General features: G+C 67.3%; 13 protein-coding genes. 6 read left to right on the forward strand and 7 right to left on the reverse strand.

What is annotated here, in order from left to right; all coding sequences use genetic code 11:
• Positions 1-194 precede the first annotated feature (194 nt).
• The 4 genes from ACOYYX_RS22615 to ACOYYX_RS22630 all read right to left on the reverse strand — a co-directional run bounded on the left by ACOYYX_RS22615 (position 195) and on the right by ACOYYX_RS22630 (position 6,128).
• On the reverse strand, positions 195-2,726 hold the full coding sequence (locus ACOYYX_RS22615; protein ID WP_422923929.1) for a protein kinase domain-containing protein: 2,532 nt from the start codon (positions 2,724-2,726) through the stop codon (positions 195-197).
• 54 nt (positions 2,727-2,780) lie between these two features.
• The gene (locus ACOYYX_RS22620; RefSeq protein WP_422923931.1) at positions 2,781-3,398 is read right to left on the reverse strand and encodes an RNA polymerase sigma factor; all 618 of its coding nucleotides are present in this window, start codon (positions 3,396-3,398) and stop codon (positions 2,781-2,783) included.
• A gap of 137 nt (positions 3,399-3,535) precedes the next feature.
• Positions 3,536-4,528, reverse strand: a complete 993-nt coding sequence (locus ACOYYX_RS22625; protein WP_422923933.1) for a serine hydrolase — start codon at positions 4,526-4,528, stop codon at positions 3,536-3,538.
• Positions 4,529-4,754: 226 nt separating this feature from the next.
• Entirely contained in the window at positions 4,755-6,128 is a 1,374-nt protein-coding gene (locus ACOYYX_RS22630; protein WP_422923935.1) for a DUF4832 domain-containing protein, read from the reverse strand.
• 463 nt (positions 6,129-6,591) lie between these two features.
• On the opposite strand from ACOYYX_RS22630, the gene uvrA reads away from it, so the two are divergent.
• From uvrA to ACOYYX_RS22650, 4 genes are all read left to right on the forward strand, one after another.
• Positions 6,592-9,156, forward strand: coding sequence for an excinuclease ABC subunit UvrA (gene uvrA / locus ACOYYX_RS22635; RefSeq protein ID WP_422923937.1), 2,565 nt, complete (start codon positions 6,592-6,594; stop codon positions 9,154-9,156).
• A gap of 197 nt (positions 9,157-9,353) precedes the next feature.
• Complete coding sequence (locus tag ACOYYX_RS22640; RefSeq protein WP_422923939.1) at positions 9,354-10,226, forward strand: glucose 1-dehydrogenase; 873 nt, start codon at positions 9,354-9,356, stop codon at positions 10,224-10,226.
• 445 nt (positions 10,227-10,671) lie between these two features.
• Positions 10,672-11,835, forward strand: a complete 1,164-nt coding sequence (locus ACOYYX_RS22645; protein WP_422923941.1) for an NADH:flavin oxidoreductase/NADH oxidase — start codon at positions 10,672-10,674, stop codon at positions 11,833-11,835.
• Positions 11,836-11,846: 11 nt separating this feature from the next.
• Positions 11,847-12,536, forward strand: coding sequence for a DsbA family oxidoreductase (locus tag ACOYYX_RS22650; protein WP_422923943.1), 690 nt, complete (start codon positions 11,847-11,849; stop codon positions 12,534-12,536).
• Between the two features lie 45 nt (positions 12,537-12,581).
• Here the strand turns inward: ACOYYX_RS22650 and ACOYYX_RS22655 are convergent, their stop codons facing one another.
• Positions 12,582-13,346, reverse strand: a complete 765-nt coding sequence (locus tag ACOYYX_RS22655) for a sugar phosphate isomerase/epimerase family protein (protein ID WP_422923945.1) — start codon at positions 13,344-13,346, stop codon at positions 12,582-12,584.
• A 166-nt stretch (positions 13,347-13,512) separates the two neighbouring features.
• Here ACOYYX_RS22655 and ACOYYX_RS22660 point away from each other — a divergent pair, with 166 nt between their 5' ends.
• Together ACOYYX_RS22660 and ACOYYX_RS22665 are read left to right on the forward strand one after the other, a co-directional pair.
• Positions 13,513-13,668 (forward strand): hypothetical protein, encoded by a 156-nt coding sequence (locus ACOYYX_RS22660; protein ID WP_422923946.1) that lies wholly within the window; start codon positions 13,513-13,515, stop codon positions 13,666-13,668.
• 236 nt (positions 13,669-13,904) lie between these two features.
• On the forward strand, positions 13,905-15,329 hold the full coding sequence (locus ACOYYX_RS22665; RefSeq protein WP_422923948.1) for a DUF1501 domain-containing protein: 1,425 nt from the start codon (positions 13,905-13,907) through the stop codon (positions 15,327-15,329).
• A gap of 98 nt (positions 15,330-15,427) precedes the next feature.
• On the opposite strand, the gene ACOYYX_RS22670 is transcribed toward ACOYYX_RS22665, so the two are convergent.
• A complete protein-coding gene (locus ACOYYX_RS22670) occupies positions 15,428-17,287 on the reverse strand; it encodes a serine/threonine-protein kinase (protein ID WP_422923950.1) in 1,860 nt (619 codons plus the stop codon).
• Positions 17,284-17,865, reverse strand: coding sequence for an ECF-type sigma factor (locus ACOYYX_RS22675; protein WP_422923952.1), 582 nt, complete (start codon positions 17,863-17,865; stop codon positions 17,284-17,286). Before ACOYYX_RS22675 ends, ACOYYX_RS22670 begins: the two co-directional genes overlap by 4 nt.
• Between the last annotated feature and the right edge of the window lie 264 nt (positions 17,866-18,129).

The following is an 18,129-nucleotide window of genomic DNA, read 5'->3' on the forward strand; positions in this document are numbered from 1 at the left end:
GCCAACTGCAATCCGCAAAAGTGCTCCTACGCCAACTCATGTTTTTAAGCAAATGGGCAACGGATGGCCGAGTTGTTCGGCCATCCGTTGCCCATGACTTGGAGCAACTCCGGGGAAGACATTTTCAAGACACGAATATCAAGCAGTAAACATGCACCACCGTGCGATCGAACTGCGGGATTCGGCTCCCGTCGTCACTGGAAGCCGTCCAGGCGATCCGAGGCGAAGAGGAGGTAGCGGCCGTCGGGGGAGAGGCTGAGGCCACTCAGCTTGAACCCGCCGGTGTCGAGCTGAATCGGGGGGTCCCCTTCGCGAGCTTTCGCGGGAAGGGTGTAGATCGTCCGATCATGATCGACCTGCTCGTCGTCTCCGGTGAAGAAGAGGTCCCCCGTGACGGCCGAGATGATGGGCCAACGCGCGAAGACGTCCGGCCCCGTCGACCGCTTCCAGAGGGTTTTGACCACCTTCGATTGCGCTGGCTGGCTGACGTCCAAGAGGGCGAGAGAATCCGGCGAGGCCACAGCTCCAATGCTCGCGACGAGCCGATCGTTGCCAACCCAACGAGCCCAGGAAGAGATCGTCTGGCCAGGCACGTTGACCACGGTGCGTTCCTTCGTCGCGACGTCGTAGATCGTTACCTCGGTGGGAGTCACCATATTGTTGAAGGCCAACCGCTTGCCGTCGGGCGACCACCTCATAGGAGCGAACTCGCCGATGTGCTGCCGATTGGTCCCATCGGAGTCCATCAGGTAGTTCCCCCTCAGCTCGCCGGGATTGTCGGGGAGAACGAGGGTAAAGGCGATCTTCCGACCGTCGGGCGAGAAGCTCACGCAGCAACCCGTCCCGAGGAACTGGAAGTGGGGCTTCCCGTCGCGGACCTCGATCGTGACGATCAGGGTCTGGGTCCAGTCGTTCTTCCTCGGCTGGATCTGGAAGATGATGCGCTTGCCGTCGTGCGACCAGTCGGGCATCTCGGCGAAGGCCATACCAAGCTGTAATGGCTCGACGATCAGATACGTCCGGCCCTCGACCAGGTCACGCATGAAGAGTCGCATCCCCCCAGCAGCGACGCGATTGCGCGGAGGCGGAGGATTTAGCTTCAGCGCCTCGGCCATTCGCTCCACCTCTTGCGACACTTCATTCACGGGAGGGCGCGGCTCGTCAGCCAGGGCCAGAGCGATTCGAAGTTGATCCGCCTTCGCCTTCGAGGCCCGAGTCGGCTCCGGTTCCGGCTCCCTGCGGACCTTCAACACCGAACGGCCTCCGCGAGTGATCGACACCAGTTCGTCGCGCAGGACCTTGCCGTCCTTGAGGGCCTGGACGCTGTGCGGGCCGACCGAGACCCTCAGCTCCTGGACGCCCGCGCCGTTGATGAAGAGGTCGTTGCCGTCGAGCTTGATATTGAGGTTCGGGTCGTCGGCCTCGATGACGAGGATCCCCTCGGGCGTCTTGAGCCGCAGCATGACGGCCATGTAGCCGACAGCACGGCCCGCGGCCTGACGAGCCCCGGGGGATCCCAGCGAGATCGCCAGCATGAGGACGACCGGGAGAGCCCCCCAGAGGGCGATCGCCCGCCGGTTCCGCGCCGGGAGGAGTTCGGCCGGCAAGGGCATGGTGGCCGGTTGCTGGACGTGGGCCAGGCAGCCGCCGAGTAACAGGGCAACTTCGGCGGCCGAGCCGTAGCGGTCGGTCGGGTTCTTGGCGTGCAGCCGGTCGATGACCTTGACCAGCCATGAGGGGATCTCGGGGTTGTACGAGAGGATCGGCCTTGGCATGTGCTCGCAGACCTTTCTGAGCGTGGCCATGCTGGAATTGCCCCGGAACGGCGCCTGCCCCGTACAGAGGGCATAGAGGACGCTTCCCAGGCTGAAGAGGTCGGTGCGGTGATCGATGGGCTCGCCACAGGCCTGCTCGGGCGACATATACTGCGGCGTCCCGGCCACCATCCCGGAGAGCGAGATGGTCACGTCGTCCACCGCACGCGCCAGCCCGAAATCCGTGATCTTGACCCGGTCGACGCCATCCTCGAGCAGGATATTGGCGGGCTTGATGTCGCGGTGGATCAACCCTTGCGCGTGGGCCGCGGCGAGGGCGCCGGCGGCCTGGCTGCCGATCCGGAGGATCTGGACGAGTTCGAGGGGCTTCCCTTCGTCAATCAGCTCCTGGACCGACTTGCCGGCCACGTACTGCATGACCAGGTAGGGAACCCCTTGCGGCAACATATCCACGGCGTGGATCGTGACGACATGCTCATGGACGACCGCCGCCGCGGCCCTGGCCTCCCTCGCGAATCGCCGACGCGCCGCGCCCGTCGCGGCCATGCCGGGCCTCAAAAGCTTGATCGCCACGAGCCGGTCGAGTGCCCTGTCCCTCGCCAGGAAGACGATGCCCATGCCCCCGCGGCCGATCACGCGCAGGATGTCATAAGGGCCGATCCTCCCGAGTTGTCCCGCCTCGTCGGTGGGCTCCAGCAGGCCCAGCGGGATCTCTTCGTCGTCATCGCCCGATGTGTCCTCTTTCAACGAGCCGCCCGAGGTCATCCCGAGCGTGGGGTCGCGGAGGAGCGAGAGGTCGTGCCAGATCCCGCTCTGGGCTGCGAGGCGGTCGAGCGTGGCTCGACACTTGGGACAGGTCTCGAGGTGGGCGGCCAGTTCCGCCTGGTCGTCCTGCGTCGGGTCGTCGCGGAGCAGGCGGAGCCAGCGATCCGGGCTCGGGCAGGTCGACATGGCGAAGGCCCTCAGTGGAAGCGCCGGGGAATCGTCAACAGTGCGGCCCGGGGCTCATGAATCTTCCGCGTCCTCATCGCCCCGGATCCGTTCGATCTCCTGCCTGAGCCGGGCGATCACTCGGCTGCGGGCGACGTAGAGGGCCCCCGGCGTCAGGCCCAGTTCGACGGCGACCTCGGCAACGTCACGGTTCTCGACGCCCGCCCGCCAGAAGGCCTCCCAGGTCGTTTCCTGGAAGTGCTCGCGGACGCGCTGGGACGCGACGGCGAAGACCTGGCGACGATACTCGAGGTCGAACTCGGCGGCATCGGCATCGACCCCGGGCAACGCTTCCAGGAGTTCGAGCATCTCGGTCCCCCCCTTCCCGAAACTCGCGGTCTGCCGGCCGTGCGCCGCCAGCAAATTGACGATCAGGTTCCGGGCGATCCGCGAGAGCCAGGCGCGAAACGAGCCCCGGGCCGGGTCGATATCCCACCTCTCGATCGCGCCGGCGACGGCCCGGAAGACGTCCTGCGCGAGGTCGTCCGCATCGGCCTTCTGCACCCCTTTGGCGCGGGCGAGGCGATGGATGAGCGGTTCGTAGATCTCGACGAACTCCGCCCAGGCCCGCTCGTCGCGGGGCGATTTCAGGCGGACCAGCAAACTCGCCCGCGTGGTTGGAACGTCGGCCAAGGAACCCTCCTGGAAGGATTCACAAACTGCTCCGAGCGATCTTACAGGTCGAACGCAAAATTTTCGGATGCGACCGCCCTACCTCGAGCAAACGGTCGCATCGACGGGACTCTAACCAGGAATGCCGGGGGCGATCGTCAGCGGGCGAGATCTTCCGCCACCATGCGGAAGATATTCCTGGCCGCTTCGACGAACCTGGGCTCGATGCCCTCGTCGTTCGAGTTGGTCATCAGGCCGAAGTAGACCCAGCGTTTGGCGACCCACATGCCGCCGGCCAGGCAGATGACGTGATCGGGCCCGAAGTCGATGCTGCCTCCCTTGGCGAACGCGCTCACGCCCAGCGGCATGACCATGGCGATCGCGTTCGCCGTCGAGAGGATCGCCCGGAACGCGTGCAGGCTCGCCCGGTTCGGGAAGAACTCGCCCTGCAAGGCGCGGGAGTAGAACGAGACGAAATCGGCAGGGGAGCAGACCATCGTCTCCACGTCGTTGATGATCGGGCGGAGCGGAAAGGGGGTCTCCTTCCGAGCGATCAGGTCGATCAACGTCGGCCAGTCCATGTCCTGCCAGTTGGGATGCCCGCTGACATAGGCGATGAATCGCCGGGTGCTCGTCGGGATCCGGGCGGAACGCAGGCCGATCGTGGCGATGAACCGACGCACGTTGTCGGCCCCCGCGCGACGGAGCACCATGTCGGTGGCCGTGTTGTCGCTGTGCGCGATCATGGCCTCGAGTGCCGTCCTCGCGGTCACCTTGCCCGTCAGGTGCGGCGGGTTGAAGACGGGGCTGCTGGGCGAGAAGACCTTCGCGTCGAGGTCCCACTGCTCCGCGAGCCATTCCTTGAGGCGCGACTCGGCGGTCCCCACCTGGCGCAGGTATTCGGCCAGGGCGAAAGCCTTGAAGGAGCTGCCGCAGAAGAGCGCCGCGTCGGGATCGATCTCGGCCGACCAGTCGGGTGCGCCGCCGGTCGCCGGAGCCCAGAATTTCAGGGCCTTCTTGCCCGGCACGCGGCCGAACTCCTCGACGACCTTCCGGGTCAGGTCGCCCTCCTCGGAACGAGCCGTGGCCGTCGCACCGAGGGTCGCCGCGGTGGCCGCGCCCGAGAGGAACAAGCGTCGCGTCTGGCTCATCGTCTCAAGATCTCTGGGTGTGGGAGAGGTGGCGGAGATCCCGCCAGTCGAGGTGATTTTGCCAGGCCCACAGCCCGGATGCCAGGATCTTCGTCAGCTATCGATTCTTGAACAAGTCGTTTCTCGTGAACGCGCAACTTGATTTTCAGTCTTCGGGAAATTCATGGGCATGCCCGGCCCCCACCGGGACGTCGTGTCCCGGCGGGTTTCGGTTCGATGCCAAGCGTCAGCGGACCTCAACATCCTCGGCCAGGATATTCAGGCCGGTCGGCTCATCGAAGCGGATATCCTCATTGGCAAGGCGGATGGCGTAGCGCCCGTCGTTCTTCAAGCTCGCCGAGGGATCCGCGAGTTGGAGGGCCAGGGTCCAGGCGCCTCGCGAGGCGTCGGCGGGTAGGCGCAGTTCTGCCTGGATGGGGATCGGGCTGCCCGGGATCCAACGCCGGGGATCGACGTTCACGACGACCCGGTGGCGGGTCTCGCCCTGACTCAACACCAGGGCCACCTCGCGCGGGAGTACTGGTGCGGCGAAGCCGACGTTCTTGAGCTCGAGTTCGACGCGGAGCAACCCGCCGGGCGCGAGGGTGGCCGTGCGGCGAAGCTTGTCGGCGACGAGCCGGTAGCCGAGGCGTCGCTCGATCTGGGAATACCCGTTCTCGCCGAGGTAGGCGGCCTTGCGCCAGCCCTCGATGGTCCCTCGGTGATAGGCGCTGTTCAGATAGGTGACGTGGATCCGCTCCATCTCGCTGACCACCTGCTTGATGGGGGTCTTCGCCGACGGGGGGACCGTCTCGCCGCCGACGAGCGTGTAGAGGCCGTGCTTGTCGCACCAGTTCAGCTCGCGTTCGCGGTCCCAGCCCCGCTGGGCGTAGGTCCCCATGTCGTTCGGCAGGCTCAGGAAGGCGTCGTTATGCCAGCCGGTCCTGGAGTATGGGCCCCCCTTCGCGGCGGTCTCGGCCGTCAGCTCGGGCTCGCCGGGGAAGAGGTCGCGGACGAACATGGGCCGGCGGATTTGCACCGGGATCGGCGCGGGGACGGCCTCGAGCAGGCCGAAGAGCACGGCCTTGCGGGCCTCCAGCGAGGGCGGATCGCCGTGGTTGGATCCGTGCCACTCCCCCCAGGGGCCGAGGAATCCCCCCTGGACGGCGAAGAGCACATCGCGATCGGCCTCGAAGACCGCGCTAAGCTGCTTGATGTGCCGTTGGATCAGGGCCAGGTCCTTGGGGTCAACCCGATAGTCCCGCCCCGTGAATCCGTAAGCCGCGCGGAAGATCACCTTCAGGCCGCTCTCCCTGGCCCTGGCGAACCCCTTGCGCAGCTCGGCGAGCTTCTCCGTGCTGATCTCGCGATCCCGGAAATCCTTCAGGTCCATCTCGACGAGGAGCAGCGTGATCCCCTTCGCCCGCAGGCCCTCGAGCCCGTCGACCCGGCCGCTCATCCTGGGCGCATAGAATCCGCGCTCAGGGTTCGCGAAGGACGCGCGACTCTCCTTGTAGCGAACCTCCTTCGTGTCGGGGGAGGTCTGGGCCTCCGTCGTCCGGGACTGCGTCCCCAGCCAGAGGAGGGCGACCAAGCCGAGTCGCGTCAGTAAGCCGAGCATGGACACCTCGGATCGAGATGGAGTGGAGGGGGGCGACGGCCGGTCGGGTGGGCCGCCATCGAACTCGCGAGGAGGCCGCAGGAGAGGCGGCCAACCCTGGAATGATCTTACGGAAGAGTCCCGGCACCTTCGGAGAGACTACCGCCGAGGCACGAATCTTATCAGACTTCCTCCCCACCGACAGAGGGTCTCCCGCACGAACCACGAACATTACAACTCGAACATCTATCCGATTCTTTGATTCATCGAGGCAAACAAGCCCAGCGGTCAAAGTACGCGCGTCGATTTCGCGACTCCCGCCCTGCCCGCTTGTTGCCGACGGTGGCGAGGGTTTATAACGCCTCGACGGCCGAGCGACCGGCGGGGATGGCACCTCGTTTGCCGCCTGGTGTCAGGCTCGACCAATAAAGAACCCAACGGGCCAAGGGCCTCCACCGAAACCCAGCGACGGCGAATCTCCCGCATGACGACCGACCTACTTCTTGGGGACAGGGCGAGACCGCATTTCTCGGGCTTCGTGCGAGTGCGAGGGGCGAGGGAGCACAACCTCAAAAATGTCGACCTCGAGATCCCCCGCGACGCCCTGGTCGTCTTCACGGGCGTCTCCGGCTCGGGGAAGTCGTCGCTGGCGTTCGGCACCCTGTATGGCGAGGCGCAACGGCGATACCTCGAGTCGGTCTCCCCCTACGCCCGCCGCCTCTTCCACCAGTTGGGGAACCCGGACGTCGACGAGATCGACGGGCTCCCCCCGGCGGTGGCCCTCCAGCAGCAGCGGGGCACGCCGTCGACCCGGTCGTCGGTCGGGAGCGTCACGACGCTCTCCAACCTGCTGCGGATGCTCTACTCCCGCGCCGGGGACTATCCGCCGGGCCAAGCGATCATCTACGCCGAGTCGTTCTCGCCCAACACCCCCGAGGGGGCCTGCCCCCAGTGCCACGGGCTGGGCCGGGTTTATGAAGTGACCGAGCGGTCGATGGTGCCGGATGACTCGCTCACGATCCGCGAGCGGGCCGTCGCCGCCTGGCCGACAGCCTGGCACGGGCAGAACCTCCGCGAGATCCTGATGACGCTCGGCTACGACGTCGACCGCCCCTGGCGTGACCTGCCGCAGAAGGACCGCGACTGGATCCTCTTCACCGACGAGCAGCCCACCGTGCCCGTCTACTCCGGCTTCTCGGCGGAGGAGGTCAAACGAGCCCTCAAGCGCAAGGAGATCCCAAGCTATCAGGGGACCTTCACCAGCGCCCGGCGTCACGTCCTGCACACGTTCGCCACCACGCAGAGCCCGCTCATGAAGAAGCGGGCCCTGCAATACATGCTCAGCAGCGAATGCCCACTTTGCGGTGGGAAGCGGCTCCGCCGCGAATCCTTGAGCGTGACGTTCGCCGGCCTCGACATCGCGGAGATCTCCCGGCTGCCGCTAGCCAGGCTCGCGGAGCTCATCCGACCTCATGCCGACGGCACGGCCCCGGGCATGGAGACGCTCGCGATCGAGCATCCCGAAAAACTGCTGGTTGTGCGCCGGATCGCGCAGGACCTGGCCGGGCGGCTCGCCGTGCTGATCGACCTCGGCCTCGGCTACCTCTCGCTCGAGCGGAGCACGCCGACCCTCTCGCCGGGGGAGTTACAGCGGTTGCGGCTGGCGACGCAGGTCCGCTCGAACCTCTTCGGCGTGGTCTATGTGCTGGACGAGCCCTCGGCGGGGCTCCACCCGGCCGACACCGAGGCCTTGCTGCGGGCCCTCGACCGCCTCAAAGCCTCGGGGAACACCCTGTTCGTCGTCGAGCACGACCTCGACGTGATCCGCCACGCCGACTGGATCGTCGACGTCGGCCCCGCCGCGGGCGAACAGGGGGGCTTCATCCTCTACAGCGGGCCTCCCGAGGGGCTCCGCGACGTCGAAGCCTCGCAGACCCGCCGCCACCTCTTCCATGAGGCTTCCCCGCGCAGCAAGCCGCGTCGCGAGCCGAAGGGCTGGCTGCGGCTCGCGGACGTCACGCGCAACAATTTGCAAAAGCTCGAGGCCGCCTTCCCGCTCGGGGTCTTCACGAGCGTGACGGGGGTCTCGGGCTCGGGCAAGTCGAGCCTCGTCAGCCAGGCACTGGTGGAACTCGTGGCGGAGGCTCTCGGGCATGCGCTCCCCCAGGAGGAGGAAGAGGGCTCGGAGCTGGAGCGGACCGCCGTCGACACGCTCGACGGCCGCATCACGGCCGGGATGGAAGGGATCAAGCGCCTGGTGAGGGTCGACCAGAGGCCGATCGGGCGGACGCCCCGATCCAACCTCGCGACCTATACGGGGCTTTTTGATCATATTCGCAAACTCTTCGCCGCGACGAAGTCGGCCAAGGCCCGCCACTATGACGCCGGCCGGTTCTCGTTCAACGTCGCCAAGGGACGCTGCGAGAACTGCGAAGGTGAGGGCTTCGTGATGGTCGAACTCCTCTTCCTGCCCAGCGTCTACGCCCCCTGCCCCGTCTGCCACGGGGCCCGCTACAACGAGCAGACCCTCGAGATCAAGTACCGCGAGAAGAGCATCGCAGACGTCCTCGGCCTGACGGTCGACGCGGCCTGCGAGTTCTTCGCGGGCGAGCCGCAGGTCCTCCGCCCCCTGACCGTCCTGCGCGAGGTCGGCCTGGGATACATCCGGCTCGGCCAGCCGGCCACCGAGCTTTCCGGCGGCGAAGCCCAGCGGATCAAGCTCGCGACCGAGTTGCAGCGTACCCAGCGTGGCGACACCCTCTATGTCCTCGACGAGCCGACGACGGGCCTCCACCCTGCCGATGTGGACAAGCTCATGGCGCAGCTCGTCGGCCTGGTCGAGTCCGGCAACACCGTGATCGTGGTCGAGCACGAGATGAAGGTCGTGGCGGCCAGCGACTGGGTCGTCGACATCGGCCCCGGCGCCGGCGATGAAGGGGGCCGGATCGTCGCCTCGGGGCCACCCGAAGAGGTCGCCAGGATGTCGGAGAGCCAGACCGCGCCATACCTGGCACGTTTCATGGACGGCTCCCATGAAAAGCCGGGGTGAAACCACCCTCGCAGCACCGAGCAGACGCGACCGCAAGCGTAAGCCACGCGGAGCCCAGCTTCCTGCAAGTGTGAATTCGTCTTTCCTCGCATCGGTACGCCCATTGCTGACGTAGAGGGGCAGAATCACAACCCGACCTATCAACGCGCCGAAGACCGCGTGCCAAGAAGCCGCGTCGCCGGCCGAGGAGAACCACCATGTCACTCGACCCTCGCGAGAAAGGCCCGAAGCCCCCCTACCCGGCCCAGCGACAGGAACCGCCCGGCCTCGAGTCCGAGATGGACCCGCTGCCGGACTACGGCGAGACGAGCTACAAGGGGTCGGGCAAGCTCGAAGGCAAGGCCGCGATCATCACCGGGGGCGACAGCGGGATCGGGCGGGCCGTGGCCATCGCCTTCGCGAGAGAAGGCGCCGACGTCCTGATCTCTTACCTGAGCGAGGACTCCGACGCCGAGGAGACCGCCCGCGTGGTCGAGGCCTCGGGCCGGAAGTGCGTCAAGTTCCCGGGCGATATCCAGGACGAGGACCACTGCAAGGCGATCGTCGACGCGGCCGTGAAAGAGTTCGGCAAGGTCGACATCCTGGTCAACAACGCCGCCTTCCAGAAGACCCGCGAGTCCATCGAGGAAATCACAACCGAGGAGTTCGACCGCACGTTGAAGACGAACCTGTACGCCATGTTCTGGCTGACGAAGGCGGCCGGGCCGCACATGCCGGTCGGAGGCGCGGTGATCAACACGTCGTCGATCCAGGCCGATAGCCCGAGCCCCACCCTGCTGGCTTATGCGATGACCAAGGCGGCGATCCAGAACTTCACGGGCGGGCTGGCCCAGATGCTCGGGAAGAAGGGGATCCGGGCGAACTGCGTCGCCCCCGGACCGATCTGGACCCCCTTGATCCCCGCCACCATGCCGCAGGAGACGGTGACGACGTTCGGCAAGGACGTGGCCCTCGGCCGCGCCGGGCAGCCCGCCGAGCTCGCCCCCGCGTTCGTCCTCCTGGCCTCGGATGACGCCAGCTACATGGCCGGCGCGACGATCGCGGTCACCGGCGGCAAGCCGCTCATCTGACGACAGGCCCGGGGCGTGCGGACTCGCTTCGGCGCGAATCCCACGCCCCGATCCAGTACGGATGAGCCTCCAGTTGAGACGGGCTTCGCAGGAACGCCGAAAGCCCGTCATCACGCGATAACTCGCTACGACGAGACCAGTTCCGACTCTCCCGCGGCCAACCCGATCCCCGGGTCCGAGCCTCCCATCCCCATCTCACCTCGGCTCCCGACGAGCGATCGCCACTTCTTTTGGCGGCCCTTTCCGCTTAGATGAGTAGGCGATTGCGCCCGGCTCGCTCGCGCCGCCGGCATGCGGCCGGACGACGGACTTGCGCAAGGTCGCGATCGCCAGGAAATCCCGCGGGCTGAAGGAGTCCCCTTTGTCCCGTCGCTATCATGAGATTGCCGACGGCTCTGAGCCCCGCGGGGTTTACACCCGGCACCAGCCCCTTCGAGGAGAAGCGATGACCGAATCCACAGGTGCGGAAGAACGGGCGGAACGCCATGGAAGCTGCCTGACAACCGACGAGCACGACCGCAAGCTGCCCGAGACGGACCTGTTCACCCCGCTGACGATCCGAGGCCTGACGCTGGAGAATCGGGTCGCGATGTCGCCGATGTGCCAGTACATCGCGGAGGACGGCTTCGCCGACGACTGGCACCTCGTGCACCTGGGCAGCCGGGCCTGCGGCGGCGTCGGCCTGATCATGGTCGAAGCGACGGGCGTCTTGCCGGAAGGGCGCATCACGCCGGGATGCCTCGGGCTCTGGAAAGACGAGCAGATCGAGCCACTCGCCCGGATCGTCCGGTTCGTGCATGGCCAGGGGAAGAAGATCGGCATCCAGCTCGCCCACGCGGGGCGCAAGGCGAGCTGCGACCTGCCCTGGAAGGGGGGCGAGCCGCTCCGGGAAGGCCAGGGGAGCTGGCCGGTCGTCGGCCCCAGCGCGATCCCGTTCGCCGAGCATGGCCCCGTCCCCACCCCCCTCGACGAGGCGGGGATCGAGCGCGTCGCCGAGGCGTTCATCCTCGCCACGCGACGCGCCCTCAAGGCGGGGTTCGACCTGATCGAGATCCACTCGGCCCACGGATACTTGCTCCACTCGTTCCTCTCGCCGATCAGCAACAAGCGGACCGACGGCTATGGCGGGTCGTTCGACAACCGGATCCGGCTGCTGCTGGAGGTCGCCGGGAGGGTCCGGGCCGAGTTGCCCACCTCGATGCCGCTGTTCGTGCGGATCTCCGCCACCGACTGGGTCGACGGGGGCTGGGACGGCCCGCAGTCGGTCGAGCTGGCGCGTCGGCTCAAGCCCATCGGCGTCGACCTGATCGACGCGTCGTCGGGAGGCATGGTGCCGGTGGCGTCGATCCCCGTGGCCAAGGGCTATCAGGTCCCCTTCGCCGCGACGATCAGGCGCGAGGCCGAGATCGCCACGGGGGCCGTGGGGCTCATCATCGAGCCCAACGAGGCGAACGACATCATCTGCCGCGGGGACGCCGACCTCGTCTTCGTCGGCCGGCAACTGCTCCGCGAGCCCTACTGGGCCATCCGCGCCGAGTCAGAGATGGACGTCGAGCCGACCTGGCCCATCTCCTACGGCTATGCCGTCCGCCGTCGACATCGATCTTAAAAGGAGTTCGCATGCGACTCACCGTGGATGTGACCTCCGACGTGATCTGCCCCTGGTGCTACATCGGCAAGCGGCAGATGGAGGAGGCGATCGCCGCCCTCCCCGGCTCGAACGAGATCCGGGTGCGCTGGCATCCCTTCCAGCTCAACCCGCGGATGCCCGCAGATGGGGTCGATCGGAAGACGTATAGGATCGCCAAGTTCGGGAGCTGGGAACGCTCGCAAATGCTGGAGGCCCGCGTTGCCGAGGCCGGCCTGGCTGTGGGCCTCCAATTCGCGTTCGACAGGATCGAGCGGACGCCGAACACGCTCGACGCCCATCGCCTGATCGCCCTGGCCGATGAGTTGGGCGTGCAGGACGCGGTGGTGGAAGCGATCTTCCGGGCCTATTTCATCGAGGGGCGCGACATCTCGAACGCGTCGACGCTCCTCGACATCGCGGCCGACGCGGGCCTCGACCGCGGCCGCGCCGAGGCCTTGCTGGCCGGTGACGAGGGTGTCGCCGAGATCCGGGCGGCGGACGAGCACGCCCGGCGCTCCGGCGTTCAGGGGGTCCCCTATTTCGTCGTCAACGACCGCGTCGTCATCCCCGGCGCGGCGGGTACCCCGGCCTTCCTCAGCATCCTCAGCCGCCTCGAGGCCGAGGCATCGGGCATCGGCGAGGGGACCATCTGCGAGATCGGCGGCGGGGCCGAGTGCTGAACGTGGGAGAACGTGGGCCGTCGACGATGGCGGCCCGCATCATATTCAGCGGTTTTCACCCTTTGTATCTCGCAACGATTCGAGATACAGGCGGCTCTGCCGCGCGGCCTCCAGCGGGTCGGTGGCACACTCATCGAGCTCGATGATCGAGTCGACCGGATGTAGCAAGGAGCCGAGGATCCGCGGGGCGTCGATGACCCCTTGGCCCAGTGCCGTCATGGGCTCCCCGTGGACGGCCGGGCCGTCCTTCCAGTGGAGAGACCCGATCCGCGGGGCCAACTCCGAGATCACGTCGGAGGGGTCAACCCCGGCCGTTCGCGCCCAGTAGACGTCGAGCTGCCAGAAGATGTCGGGACGCAACCTCTCGTGGAGGAGCCGGATCGGGGTTACTCCCTCGATCGGTTCGAACTCCCACCAGTGGTTGTGCAGGCCGAACTCGAGCCCGTGGTCGCTGACGAGCGCCCCTGCCTCGTTGCAGGCGGCGATCAAAGCTCGCAGCCCGTCCAGGGAGTCGAATCGCGGGTCACGCGGCCAGCCGTGCCAGATGATCTTCGAGCACCGGCATTCGCGGGCGAACCTCGCCAACGAATCGATGTTCGCGGGCGCGGGCAAGTCGCTGTGGATCGAGACGACGGCCAGGCCGTGACGCATGAGACAATCAGCCAATCGCCCGGTCGTCAGGCTTTCCGACAGCGGGGCGACCTCGACGGCCGAGAATCCGGCCCCCTTCACCCGGCGCAAGGTCTCGTCCGGATCCGAGGCCATCGCATCCCGGATCGTCCAGAGTTGCAGCGCAACGGCGGAATTCATGGAGAAACCTCGATGATTCGGGCAAGAACTCCATCGAGAGAACCTTCTTCGCGATCTCCGGGCCAAACTTCGTCAAAAATGCGAATCTTTTCACAAGTCACTGTCCCTGGCCCTGACATTGAGGCGGAAACCGCTCCCCCGGAGGTTGTGGCGAGGCTCGGCCGGCATGCAGATCAGCCGCGTCGAGGAGGCTCAGGGGCGTATGCTGCTCCGGTCCTCGGCGGCTCCAATCCCACTGGCGGTCGTCAAGCACGCGGGGGAATGGCGGGCCGACGCCAGTCCGATCATCGAGTTCCGCAAGCAAGTCCGCGGCGATTCTTGACCATGAAGCAATTCAACGAGTCGGTCCCACATCTCAAGGGCATTACCATCGCGTGCAAGGTGTCGCCCCTTGGCCTGAATGGAAATAAGACGGCGACCCTCGACGATCTCGCCTGGGAGATGTGCGGAAGGCCATCAGGCAAGACACGGCTTGCGGTGGGCGGGTCCGCCGCGTATGTTTAACACAAGTTTGTCAGACAATAGGGTTCGACGGAAGAATCTACCGGGAGCGTTACCATGCCGACCACACCCAGGCCGTGTCGTGGACCACGCGGAATCACCCGGCGCGAGATGGTCGAAATAGGCGGGATCTCCGCGATCGGCCTCGGCTTGCCCGGCCTGCTCCGCGCCGAGGAGGCCAGGGCCAGGGTCGAGGCGGCCTTGCCCCTGCCCTCGGCGGCGTCGGCAACGAGCCTGCCGCTCCCGAAGGCCGACGCCTGCATCGTGATCTTCCTCAACGGCGGGCCCAGCCACCTCGACATGTGGGATATGAAGCCGGACGCGCCGGCGGAGATCCGCGGGGAGTTCAAGCCGATCGACTCGACGCTGCCGGGCGTCCCCGTGAGCGAGCACCTGCCGAGGCTCTCGCGCCACATGCACCGCTGCACGGTCATCCGCTCGGCGCATCATAGCGTGAACAACGCCCATGCGGCGGCCGTGTACACGAGCCTGACGGGGCACGATCGGGGCGACGCGACCGTCATCGTCGGCGCGGGGCCGCACGACTATCCCTCAATCGGCTCGGTGCTCGGGCTCTGCCGGCCTCCCACGACCCCCGTCGTCCCCTACGTGTCGATGCCCTACATCACGGCCGAGGGGGCGGGCGGGCCGCCGCAGCCGGGGTTCTTCGGCGGCTGGCTCGGGCGCAATCGCGACCCCTTCTTCGTCCTCAAGGATCCGAACGCACCGACGTTCGGCATGCCCGAGTTGGCCCTGCCGGAGAACGTCACGACCTCGCGGTTCGGCAGCCGACGCGACCTGGCCCGCAACCTCGGGTCGATCCCGGACGGCTTCGATCGCGACCGACGCCTCCGCGAGCTCGACGGGTTCCAGGCGAAGGCGTTCGACCTCCTCACGGCGCCCGAGACCCAGCGGGCCTTCCGGATCGAGCAGGAGGATCCGAAGCTCCGCGATTCCTACGGCCGGAACATCTACGGCCAGAGCGTGCTGCTCGCCCGACGCCTGATCGAGTCCGGCACGAAGGCCGCGTGCATCTCGTGGGCCCCCGACGCCAACGCGACCTGGGATACGCACGCCACCAACTTCAAGACCTTGCGCGAGACGCTGCTACCCCAGTTCGACGCGGCGATCTCGAGCCTCCTGGAAGACCTCGAGGCGCGGGGGATGCTCGAGCGGACCCTCGTCGTGGCGATGGGCGAGTTCGGGCGGAGCCCCAAGGTCAACGCCCAGGGGGGTCGCGACCACTGGAACCTCGGATACTCCCTGCTCTTGGCCGGCGGCGGCATCAAGAAGGGGTATATCCACGGCGCCAGCGACAAGATCGGCGCCAGGCCCAAGACCGACCCCGTCACGCCGGCCGAGGTCGTGGCCACGATCTACCACTGCCTGGGAATCCCGCATGATCTCGAGCTGAGAGACCAACTCGGCCGCCCGCTCACGGTCGTCCCCAACGGGGAACCGATCGCCCAGGTTCTCGCGTAATCACGTCCTTTTTTTCATCAAGGCATGATATGCGGTTCGGAGCCGCCATTCCTCGCGGGACCGGCGAGGGGCGGCGATTGTCGTCGGGCCTTTCCGGATCAGCCGGCAGTCCGCCACCAGAGGGCGGCGAGGTCCTGATCCCAGTCGGCGACGCAGGCGCAGGCGGAGAGGGCACGCTCCAGGCTCGACGAGTCCGGGAAGCGGTCGGCGGGGGACTTGGCGAGGCAGCGCAGGACGACGCGTTCCAGGTCCTGCGGGATCCCTGCGCAAATCTCGGACGGCGGGACGACGGGGTCGCGGGCGTGCGCGATCATGAGCTGCATGCCGTCCGCCTCGTCGAAGGGGGGGCGGCCGGTCAAGAGGTAGTAGGCGACCGCCCCCAGGGCGTAGATGTCGCAGCGTTCGTCGAGTTCGTGCTCTCCCGTCGCCTGCTCGGGCGACATGAAGAGCGGCGTGCCGAGGATCTGCCCCTCGCCGCTGAGCTGCGGGACGCCGGCCCGGCTCATGGGCAGGACGAGGCCGAAGTCGAGGAGCTTGGCCATGTCGTCGATACCCCCTCGCCTCGACGCGAAGATGTTCGACGGCTTGATGTCGCGATGGATCAGGCCCGCCGAGTGCGCCTCGCGAAGGGCGAGGCAGACCTGGCGTAGCAGGTAGACGACGCGCCCGGGAGGCAAGGCCCCGTGCTGCTCGACGAGATCGGCCAGGCTCAGGCCGGGCAGGTACTCCATGACGTAGTAATACGTGCCGTCCTCGGTTCGGCCATAGTCGTAGATCTCGACCGTGTTCGGGTGCGAGAGCGTCGCGGTCAGGCGGACCTCACGCTCGAAACGAGCCAGGGCCCGTGCGTCGGTCACGCTGCTGGCGCGGATCAGCTTGATCGCGCAGGGGCGTTTGAGGAGCTGATGCTCGGCCAGGTAGATCTCCCCCATCCCCCCCGCCCCGATCTTGCAGCGGAGCCGGTACTGGCCGAGTTGCCTGGCCTCGACGACCTGCCGACGCAGGCGTGAGATCGCGTGCGCCCCGAACGTCGAGCCGATGAAGACGACCAGCAGGATCATCGCGTCGAACGTGAAGAGCAGGTATCGAGGGGTCCCCCCCGCCCTCCAGCCCCGCTCGATCCAGCCGAGCGCCTCCGGGTCTCGCACGAAGAGTAAGCCGAGCGTGGCGAACGGCAGCAGGGCGAGTGGGCCGAGCATGACGGCCGCGCGCCTCCAGTTCTTCGGCACGTAGAGCCCGGACGTCAGCATGAGGACGCAGGTCACGAGCACGATATTCTTCACGGTGAGCTGGGCCATCGCCGGGTCGCCCCGGAGCGAGAAAATATGCACGACGCGGTACTCGACGATGGCCACACGCACGGCCAGGAGCCCGACCATCCCCAGCTCGATCGCCCGCAGGCCCTCGATCGAGATCGGCCGACGGCTCGAGAGCCAGGCGATGACGCCGCCGAGCCCCGCGATCACGAACGCGTCCAGGAGGTGGAGCAGCCCGTCGTTGTCGCCGAGGATGAAGCTCCGCCAGAGGGTCGCCATCACGAGGATGAGGATGTAGATACATGGAAGCTCGCGGAGCCTGGCCCGCACGACCGACTCGGTCTCGGAGATCGGCTGCGGCCGTCGGCTGGCGACGATCGCCGGCCTGGGCGAAAAGCCCCGGGGGTCGGTCCCCGAGCCGGGCCCGGTCCGGCCGATCGTCCTCGGCCCTCGCGCGGGCCGGCCCGCGCCGCCGGCGTGCCAGCTCCTGGTCCGATCCGAGACCATGGTCCTCGAGCCCGAAGACTTCAGGAACGCCTCGCGGGTCGCGCTCCGATCCGCGTCCAGCAGGCGCCTGACCTTGGCGAGCAAGGCCTCGTCGCCGCCGCAGGCCTCGACGAGCCAGGCCTCGCGCCGGGCCGGGTCGACCTCGAGGGCCCGGTTGAAGATCTCGTCGACCTGCTTCCAGCGTTCCCCGGTCATTCGTCCTCCCTCCGGAGTTGGCTGCGGAGCCAGGCCCGGGCGAGGCGCCAGTCGCGTTCCACGGTGACCGGCGCGACGCCGAGCACCCCGGCGACCTCGGCGACGGTCAGGCGGCCGAAGTAACGCAAGGTCATGACCTGGGCCTGCCGCGCGTTCCACCCGGCGAGATCGTCGAGGGCCTCGTGGAGCGCGACGACGTCGAGCTGCTGCTCGTCGAAGTAGTCCAGCACCACGTCGAGCGAGACGCGCTGGCGTCCCCCCCCGCGTCGCCCGGCGGCCCTCCGCCGCGCGTGATCGATGAGAACCTCGCGCATCGCCCTCGCGGCCGAGGCGAACAGGTAGGCCCGATCCCCCGCCTTATGGTCGAAATCGGCGTCGGCCAGTAAGCGGATCACCGCCTCGTGCACGACGGCCGTGGCGGAGAGCGTATGCCCGGTCCGCTCCCGCCGCATAAGGCGGGCGGCGAGCAGGCGCCAGTCGTCGTAGACGACCGCAATCAACTCGTCACGCGCCCGTTCATCTCCGGCCCGAACACGCCCGAGGATCGCCGACAATTCCTGCCTCGTCTGGGTTTCCACGATAAAAATCCTCGCGATTTCGTGGTGATTCCGAGGCGTCACGCATGCAAAATACGCATGATGATCCCGGGACAACTCGAATCACCAGATTCCTTCACGGCGCGATCCGCCCATCGGTCCGAACAACATGGGCGTGGTTGAGCCCACCGCTCCGTCGAAGACGGCGCAGGGCGCCATCCTCGGCCGGATGCGGGCGGATCGACTCCTCATGCGCCGGCCATCGCGGTGACGGCCGGCGCATGACCTCGGGCTCCCATCGACCGA

The organism is Singulisphaera chitinilytica, assembly GCF_049331405.1.
In the GTDB taxonomy this organism is placed as follows: Bacteria; Planctomycetota; Planctomycetia; order Isosphaerales; family Isosphaeraceae; genus PoT.